The organism is Lamprobacter modestohalophilus (genome assembly GCF_016583905.1).
GTDB lineage: Bacteria > Pseudomonadota > Gammaproteobacteria > Chromatiales > Chromatiaceae > Lamprobacter > Lamprobacter modestohalophilus.
The window spans coordinates 1-7,779 of record NZ_NRRY01000091.1 but is presented as its reverse complement, the minus strand read 5'-3'; the positions used below and the strand labels follow the sequence as shown (position 1 = coordinate 7,779).

Sequence of the window (7,779 nt, the reverse complement as noted above, 5' to 3'; positions counted from 1 at the left end):
TAAGTGACGAGGCTACCTCTAGGTTCGCTTGCGCTGCGGCCTGCGGTTTTGCACCCACGAAACTCACGACCCTTGGTTACCCAAACGCCGCTCCGGGGCACTACAGTGGTGTACGAGCAACTCCATCGGCGGGACTTCAACCCGCAAGTTAATCAGCCTGTTACGGCATACGGTCAGGTCTTGCATTCAAGCAGTATAAGTACTCCACGTCTACACTGTTGGAGCGGAGTCGGACTTGGCCTCGAATTGTCGCACGGCTCGGCTTACCGTCGAGTAGTGAACGCCGAAAAACGCTGCGATCTCCTGCATGCTGTAGACGCCGGTCGCGAAGGCCTGGGCCATGGCCTCTCTGCGGTCTGGGTAACAGCATGCAAGGTCGGCAAGTGATTTGGCCAAGGGTCGACGCTGTGCGCGTGGAACTTCACGCAGGTGCTCTAAGGGCTTGGCCGCAGCGCAGTGGCGTTCGACGAAGCCATCGCTGCCGAGAAACACTTGATGTCGCAGCCCTTGCCAGACGCTCGGTCGGTCGACCCCTTGGCGAACGAAATCGGCATACCGGACTTGCGCTTGAGAGCGCTCATTGGCGAATTGGCCGAGTAGCCAATCGGTCTGCAGCCAATCGGGCGCCGGTACTTGTCCGGCCATCGCCCGATAGCTGCTCCAGGCCCAGTCCTCCGCGACCAGCACCATCCCGGCGCGCACAGGATTCAGCACCAGATAGCGCGCAAGCTCCATCAGGTACGCATCGCGCTCCACTAGGATGGCTTTGAATCGCCCTTGAAAGAGGTGGCCAATCAGCCCGTGGCGTCGGTTGATCTTCTGGGTAAATACGCCGTTCAGGTGACGCATGCCCTTGGAAAGGTTGGCATCGGGCGTCTCGATGACGATGTGGTAATGGTTAGTCATTTGGCAGTAGGCATGGCAACGCCAATTGAAACGGTCACAGACCTCACCCAAGAGATTCAGCCACATTTGGCGATCCTCATCGTCATGATAGATCGCCTCACGGCGGTCACCGCGCGAAGTGACGTGATACAGCCCGCCGGCGAATTCGATGCGTAGAGGTCTAGCCATGTCTTGGAGTCTAGCAGGCGGAAGCTTGATTGCAAGACCTGACCCCTACCCATGACCCCATCACCTCAGAGATAAGGCGTCAGCAGCCGAGCAAAGCCGTCCCGCAGCCGGATCGGCAAGGTGCGAGCCCGCATATCGGCGGCGCGGATCTCGATTGCGCTCGCCAGCTTCTCATCTACCAGCTCATTCAGCCGGCTCGCCAACCGGCGGTCGTAGCACTCAATGTTGAGCTCGAAGTTCAGGCGCAGGCTGCGCGGGTCCCAATTGGCCGAGCCGAAGAAGCACCAGGCATCATCGACCAGCATCAGCTTGCTGTGGTCGAACGGCGGTGGGGTGACGAAGATGCGACTGCGGCCTTCGAGGATCTGCTCGGCCTGGGCTTCTGCCGCCCATTGCACGAAACGGAGGTTGTTGCGCTGCGGGACCAGGATCTGCACCTCGATCCCGCTCATCGCGATGACATTGAGTGCCGCCATCAAGGTCAGATCCGGCAGAAAATAGGGCGTGATGATCCGCACCCGGTGCCGCGCATGGGCGAGCGCGCCCAGAATCAATCGGCGCAGCACATCGAAGTCTTCGTCCGGACCATCCGGCACGCAGCGCGCAATGCTGTCACCGGCTGGCTCCAATACCGGGTACCAATCATCACCACCAAGCCGCTCGCCGGTGGTGAAGGCCCAGTCGAGCCCGAATGTATCCATCAACCCGCGCACCACCGGGCCCTCGACCTTGAAGTGCAGATCCTGCACTGGGTGCCGAGGATGGCGCTCGAGCAGACAGCCTTCGCGCAGATTGAGCCCGCCGGTGAAGCCCAGGCGCCCGTCGACCACCAGGATCTTGCGGTGATTGCGCAGGTTTAGGTAGGGGTTACGGATCGGCAGCGCGGACTCGAGGAAGACCCCGGTCGGGATGCCGAGCTGGCGCAAGATCTTGGGAGTATGCGGGCGGCTGTACCATTGACCGGCACCATCGATCAGTACCCGCACCTGGACACCGCGCTGCTGCGCCCGCTGCAGCGCGTTGATGAACAAGCGGCCGGCGAAGTCGTTATCGAAGATGTAGGTCGAGAGCGCCACACTGCGCCGCGCGGCATCGATCGCGGCTAGCATCTCCGGGTAGGCCGCATCGCCATTGGCCAGTGGCGTCAGCTGATTACCGGACTCGAGCACCGAGTAGGTCAGCTCATCGCCCAGATGCCCAAGTGGAATGAGTCCCGGGAAGCGGCTCGCGAGCAGACGATGGGCGCGTTGCTCGGCGCGCACGCTGGCCTCATCGCTCAGGATCGAGGTCTCCGGGCGCAGCCGATGTGCCTTGCGCTGGATCCGGTTGATACCGAATACCCAGTAGAGCGCCACGCCGACCAAAGGCGTGAGCAGCACCAGCCCAGTCCAGCCCACGGTGGAGGGGACATCGCGGTTGCTGAGCACCAGATGCGTGGTCGTTAGGACCACTGCGGCCGTCTGTAGGCCGAGAAAGCTGATGATCCAGAGGTCGGATAAGAGGTGGCTCAGGTCCATGTGCCGGGTGTCGGGATGAGTGGTTAGTGGTTAGTGGTTAGTGAGTCGCCGCCGGCTGCTTTCTGGCAGCGGGCGGCGCTTGCCCCGAGCGAAGGCGCACTAGGGTTTCAGAAGAGGCTCGCTAAGGTTTTAGGTAGGTGTAGCCTTGAGCCTGTAACTTCGCGATCTCGGCGACGCCACTGGGTACAATGTCAGCGTCGTCAGCATCGTAGAGATCATCCATCTCCACATTGCGCCCTTTCAGTGTGTTCGCGCAAATCTTGAATGCCACTCCCTGCTGTTTCAAGCCGGCGATGCGCGCCTGCATCTGATCGTCGGCATTGGCCTCCTTCATCTTGGTCTCGGACAACGAATCCGGATACAGCAGTAACGAGAGACCGTTGCCGTGCATCACGACCGCAAGCTCGATGTTGTCTGCGCCAACCGCATTGAGATGGTTTTGCACATTGCGCAGCACTGCGGTCTGCTTCTGCGGACCGTACTCGTTCAGGTGATACACCACCTTTTGTTTATCGTAACCTTCGGCGGCTAGGGTGGGAGCGCTGGCCGAAGCGGCTAACATGAACGCCGCACAGAGTGACGAGACTCGATTCAAGATCGATTGGCGAAACATTGCAGTACCTCTGGTGGTTGTTGTTATTGCGCTTGATCAGCGCTGAACGCTGCCCGCCTCAAGCCCGACTCCAGGATCTCTACTCGATACCGAACTTGAGAAAGCCCGACCAGTTTAGTCCGGAAAGACGCCGCCTGACAGCCCCACCCCACAACGCCGGATCAGCACCCGTGATAGCCAATTCGAGTTAGCATGACGCGCCCTGCCGCGATTGGCTGCGTCGCCAATCCTAACTGCATCGAACGCCATGCCCGGAGCCGCCTAAGCTGATGACGACCTCCAAGACCAGCGCATCCCCATCCACCGCCACAAGTGCATCCTCAGCCACCGCCGGCGAGGGGCATCAGGGTTGGCGTAAGGTCCTGAGCGCGTTGCGCGATCGGCGCGTGCTGACGATGCTGTTCCTCGGCTTCGCCGCCGGCATCCCGCTGCTGCTGATCTTCTCGTCGCTGTCGCTGTGGCTGCGCGAGGCCGGGGTCGAGCGCAGTGCGGTGACCTTCTTCAGCTGGGCCGCGCTCGGCTACTCGTTCAAGTTCATCTGGGCGCCATTGGTCGATCGGCTGCCGCTGCCCTGGCTGACGCGCCGCCTCGGGCGTCGACGTGGCTGGCTGCTGCTGTCGCAGATCGCGATCATCACCGCCATCGCGCTGATGGCCTCGGTCGACCCGGCCCAAGGCGATCACAGTCTGGTGCTGATGGCGCTGGCGGCGGTGATGCTCGGCTTCTCGGCCGCGACTCAGGACATCTGTATCGATGCCTATCGCATCGAGATCGCGCCACCGGCGATGCAGGGCATGCTCTCGGCGGCCTACATCGCTGGCTATCGAATCGGCATGGTCACCAGCGGCGCCGGCGCGCTGTTCTTAGCGGCGATGTTCATGTCGTCGATGGAGCAGTATTCCTACCAGGCCTGGCGGCTCACCTATCTGATCATGGCCGCGACCATGCTGATCGGCGTCGCCACCACCTTGCTGGTGCGCGAGCCCGAGGTAGAGCGCGTCGACGCTTACCATTACGGGCCCATGGACTACGCCCGCCTGGTGCTGGTCTTTCTGCTCGCGGTCGCGGCCTTTGCGGGCACCTTCTTCTTCACCAGCAGCACCGTCGCCGCGCTCAAGCAGGCCACAGGCGGCGGTCCGTTCGGCGCCTTCCTGCTCGAGACGCTGCACTTCGCGCTTGCGCTCGGCATCGCTGGGCTGGTCGGCTGGGCCTTGGTCCGCGTCGGCGCAGTGAATCGCGAGATGGCCCGGCAGACCTGGGTGGCGCCGGTGCTCGACTTCTTCCGTCGCTATGGGCTGCAGACCGCGCTGCTGCTGCTGGCACTGATAGGCCTGTACCGGATCTCGGACATCGTGCTCGGCGTCATCGCCAACGTCTTCTATCAGGACCTGGGCTTCACCAAGCCCGAGATCGCCCAGGCGGTGAAGACCTTCGGCGTCGTGGTCAGCATCGCCGGTGGCTTCATCGGCGGGCTGATGGCAACCCGCTTTGGCGTCATGCGCATCCTGATGCTGGGCGCGGTGCTCTCGGCGCTGACCAATCTGATCTTCGTCGCGCTGGCCTATGTCGGCCACAGCCTGCCGCTGCTGTATCTGACGGTTGCCGCCGATAATCTCGCTGCCGGCCTCGCCAGCGCCGCCTTCGTCGCCTTCTTGTCGAGCCTGACCAGCGTGTCCTTCACCGCCGTGCAGTACGCCATCTTCAGCTCCCTGATGACCCTGCTACCGAAGGTAATCGGCGGCTATTCGGGCTCGATCGTCGACGGCATCGGCTATCCTGGCTTCTTCATCTTTACGACGCTGATCGGGGTGCCGGTGCTCGTGCTGGTCTGGCTCGCCGGACGGCGGCTGGCACTGAGGGAGGAGCCCTGACCCTACAAAGCGCATTTGAACCGCAGATGGCGCAGATTAATGCAGAGATTTCGAGACGCTGCTGCGCATCAATACTTCACCTGTTGGGTGGCCTAGCTAAGGCGATTTCTGTCAAAGCTCGTACCGCCTTGCTGGTCTTTTCGCTCGCCTTCCGCGTCGCGTCGTCGGTCACAGACCCCGGCTATGCTTCCGACGACACTCCTTGAAGGCAAACGAAAATCCTGCGCAATTCAGTACGAGCTTTTCCGGCAATCGCCTAAACCTGTTAGAGCTTTGTTTTATACTCTTTTCATCTGCGCGCATCTGCGTCATCTGCGGTTTACAGGTTGATCACTTCAAAGCTTGTTCCCCTGGTTTTGCTCGCCGCCCTCGCACAGGGCGGCGCCGACAGCGTCATCGCCGAGCAATTGACGATCTCCTGCGGCCGCTTTCCCGCGGAGCATGAGTTCTGTCGCAACGCCGCCGAGCGCTGGGCCGAGGCGCGTGGGCACGAGGTCCGCGTGCTGGCCGCGCCAGCACTGTCCGACGAGCGGCTAGCGCTGTATCAGGAATTGCTCGAGGTCGGCGCGCAGCGACTCGACGTGATGGAGATCGACATCGTGTGGCCCGGCAAGCTGGCGCCACATCTGGCCGATTTGCGCCCCTACCTTGCAGCAGAGGCTGGAGAGGAAGCAGAGGATGCGAAGTCGGGTGAAGCGGCGTTCTTCCCGTCCCTGATCGCCAACAACAGCATCGATGGCCGACTCGTCGCCCTGCCTTGGTTCTTGGACCTGGGCCTGCTCTACTATCGCCGCGACCTACTCGAGGCCGCCGGCCTTGAGGTTCCCCAGACCTGGCGCCAGCTCGCCGACGCCGCCGTCATCCTGCAAGACGGTCAGCGCGCTTACGGCGACAGCCGCTTCTGGGGCTTTATCTGGCAGGGATGGCGCTACGAGGGACTGACCTGCAACGCCATCGAATGGCTTGCGAGCTGGGGCGGCGGCACCCTCATCGCCGCCAACGGGCGCATCACCGTCGATAACCCAGATGCCCGCTTCGCCCTGCAGCGCGCCAGCGATTGGATCGAGATCATCTCCCCGCATGCGGTGCTGACCAGTACCGAAACCGAGACGCTGGAACAGTTCGCGGCCGGCAACGCCGCCTTCATGCGCCATTGGCCCTACGCCTGGGAGGAGCTCAACGCAGAGGACTCGCGCGTGCGCGGGAAGGTCGGCGTCGCGCTGTTGCCCAAGGGTGGCGCGCAGGGTGTGCATGCCGCAACGCTCGGCGGCTGGCAGCTCGCGGTCTCCAAGTACTCCGCGCATCCAGAGCTGGCCGTGGATCTGGTGCGCTACCTGACCAGCAGCGAGGTGCAGCGCGAGCGAGCACTGGAAGGCGGCTATATCCCGTCGCGCCCGGCGCTGCTCGGCCTGTCGGAGCTGCGCCAGCAACAGCCTTATCTGGGGCTGCTCGAATCAGCGGATCTGACACTCGTCGCACGGCCCTCGACGGTGACCGGCGCACAGTACACGCGGGTCAGCGAGCTCTTCCAAAACAGCGTTCACGCAATCCTGTCTGGCGCCACCACTGCCGAGACGGCACTGGCGCTGCTCGCGGAGGAACTCGAGTTGCTCAGCGAGGCTGGGAGCTTCCGTTAATGTTGTTTGCTCAGCAAAAGCGGCTCCGGATGGGGCTCCTGCTCCTCATGTGCCTGTTCCTGCTGAGCAGCACGCTGACAGCCGCGGCCGAGCTGCGGGTCGGCGTCTTTGGACAGGACCCGCCGATGAGCTTCGTCGACGAAGAGGGCCACCTCGTTGGCTTCGATATCGACATCGCCAATGCACTCTGCAAGGCCGCCGGCTTCGAGTGTGTGCTAGAGCAGACGGACTGGTCAGCGCTGCTGTCTGGCCTGGTCGAGCGCCGGCTCGATGTCGTCGTCGCCTCAGTCGCCGTCACCGATGCCCGCCGCGAGCGAGTGGCGTTCACCCGCCCTTATCATCATTCGATCGCACGCTTTGTCGCGCCCAGTGGCACCTCGGCAACCATCTCCCCCGCAGCGCTGGCTGGCAAGCGCATCGGCGTCTGGCGCGATACCACCTTCGATCAGTACCTGCAGGACCTCTACGGCGAACAGTCGCAGATCATCCGCTACAGCACCCAGCCCGGCGCGCTACTGGACCTGCTGATCGGCCGCGTCGACATCGTGCTAGCCGACCAAGCAACGCTCGAAGCCACCTTCCTCAACACCGACTACGGCGTCGATTTCACACTGCTAGGCCCACCGATCGACGCACCACGCTGGCTCGGCTACGGCAGCGCGGTTGCCGTCGGCAAAGAGAACGAGGGGCTGCGCAGGCTCTTCGATCGCGCGGTCGCAGACATCCAGGCCAACGGCGTCTTCCAGCGCATCCACCGCAAATGGCTCGGTGAAGACGCCAAGGCTATCAACACACGCTAAGCTTTACCCACGGCGGCAAATGCGCTTACAGCCGAGCCGTACCGTGCCATGCTCACTGACCCACAGACCTGCCGCTGGATAATCTGCCGGTCTTCTGCAGCCTCTTCTCTCCGGCGAACAAGGTCAGACGACCATAGCCCGGCTGGCCAACGGTCACCAATTGCCACCAGCCCACTTGGCCCGGCTAACCACTCACCACTCACCACTCACCACTCACCACTCACCACTCACCACTCACCACTCACTACTCACCACTCACCACTCACC

At 62.7% G+C, this 7,779-nt stretch carries 6 protein-coding genes; 3 read left to right on the top strand and 3 right to left on the bottom strand.

The window, feature by feature from the left end:
* Nucleotides 1-210: 210 nt before the first annotated feature.
* The 3 genes from CKO42_RS25095 to CKO42_RS25085 form a co-directional block, all read right to left on the bottom strand.
* Nucleotides 211-1,074, bottom strand: a complete 864-nt coding sequence (locus CKO42_RS25095; protein WP_200251484.1) for a transposase — start codon at nucleotides 1,072-1,074, stop codon at nucleotides 211-213.
* Nucleotides 1,075-1,139: 65 nt separating this feature from the next.
* Entirely contained in the window at nucleotides 1,140-2,591 is a 1,452-nt protein-coding gene (locus CKO42_RS25090) for a phospholipase D-like domain-containing protein (protein WP_200251471.1), read from the bottom strand.
* 121 nt (nucleotides 2,592-2,712) lie between these two features.
* Nucleotides 2,713-3,204, bottom strand: coding sequence for a DsrE family protein (locus CKO42_RS25085; RefSeq protein WP_200251469.1), 492 nt, complete (start codon nucleotides 3,202-3,204; stop codon nucleotides 2,713-2,715).
* A gap of 269 nt (nucleotides 3,205-3,473) precedes the next feature.
* On the opposite strand from CKO42_RS25085, the gene CKO42_RS25080 reads away from it, so the two are divergent.
* From CKO42_RS25080 to CKO42_RS25070, 3 genes are all read left to right on the top strand, one after another.
* Nucleotides 3,474-5,075, top strand: coding sequence for an AmpG family muropeptide MFS transporter (locus CKO42_RS25080; protein ID WP_200251467.1), 1,602 nt, complete (start codon nucleotides 3,474-3,476; stop codon nucleotides 5,073-5,075).
* A 326-nt stretch (nucleotides 5,076-5,401) separates the two neighbouring features.
* Nucleotides 5,402-6,712, top strand: coding sequence for an ABC transporter substrate-binding protein (locus CKO42_RS25075; protein ID WP_200251465.1), 1,311 nt, complete (start codon nucleotides 5,402-5,404; stop codon nucleotides 6,710-6,712).
* On the top strand, nucleotides 6,712-7,512 hold the full coding sequence (locus CKO42_RS25070) for a transporter substrate-binding domain-containing protein (RefSeq protein WP_200251463.1): 801 nt from the start codon (nucleotides 6,712-6,714) through the stop codon (nucleotides 7,510-7,512). Before CKO42_RS25075 ends, CKO42_RS25070 begins: the two co-directional genes overlap by 1 nt.
* The last annotated feature ends 267 nt before the right edge of the window (nucleotides 7,513-7,779 follow it).

Excerpts from the sequence above, each read along its gene's own strand:
- CKO42_RS25095 (WP_200251484.1), bottom strand. The coding sequence starts at position 1,074 with ATGGCTAGACCTCTACGCATCGAATTCGCCGGCGGGCTGTATCACGTC.
- CKO42_RS25090 (WP_200251471.1), bottom strand. The coding sequence starts at position 2,591 with ATGGACCTGAGCCACCTCTTATCCGACCTCTGGATCATCAGCTTTCTC.
- CKO42_RS25085 (WP_200251469.1), bottom strand. The coding sequence starts at position 3,204 with ATGTTTCGCCAATCGATCTTGAATCGAGTCTCGTCACTCTGTGCGGCG.
- CKO42_RS25080 (WP_200251467.1), top strand. The coding sequence starts at position 3,474 with ATGACGACCTCCAAGACCAGCGCATCCCCATCCACCGCCACAAGTGCA.
- CKO42_RS25070 (WP_200251463.1), top strand. The coding sequence starts at position 6,712 with ATGTTGTTTGCTCAGCAAAAGCGGCTCCGGATGGGGCTCCTGCTCCTC.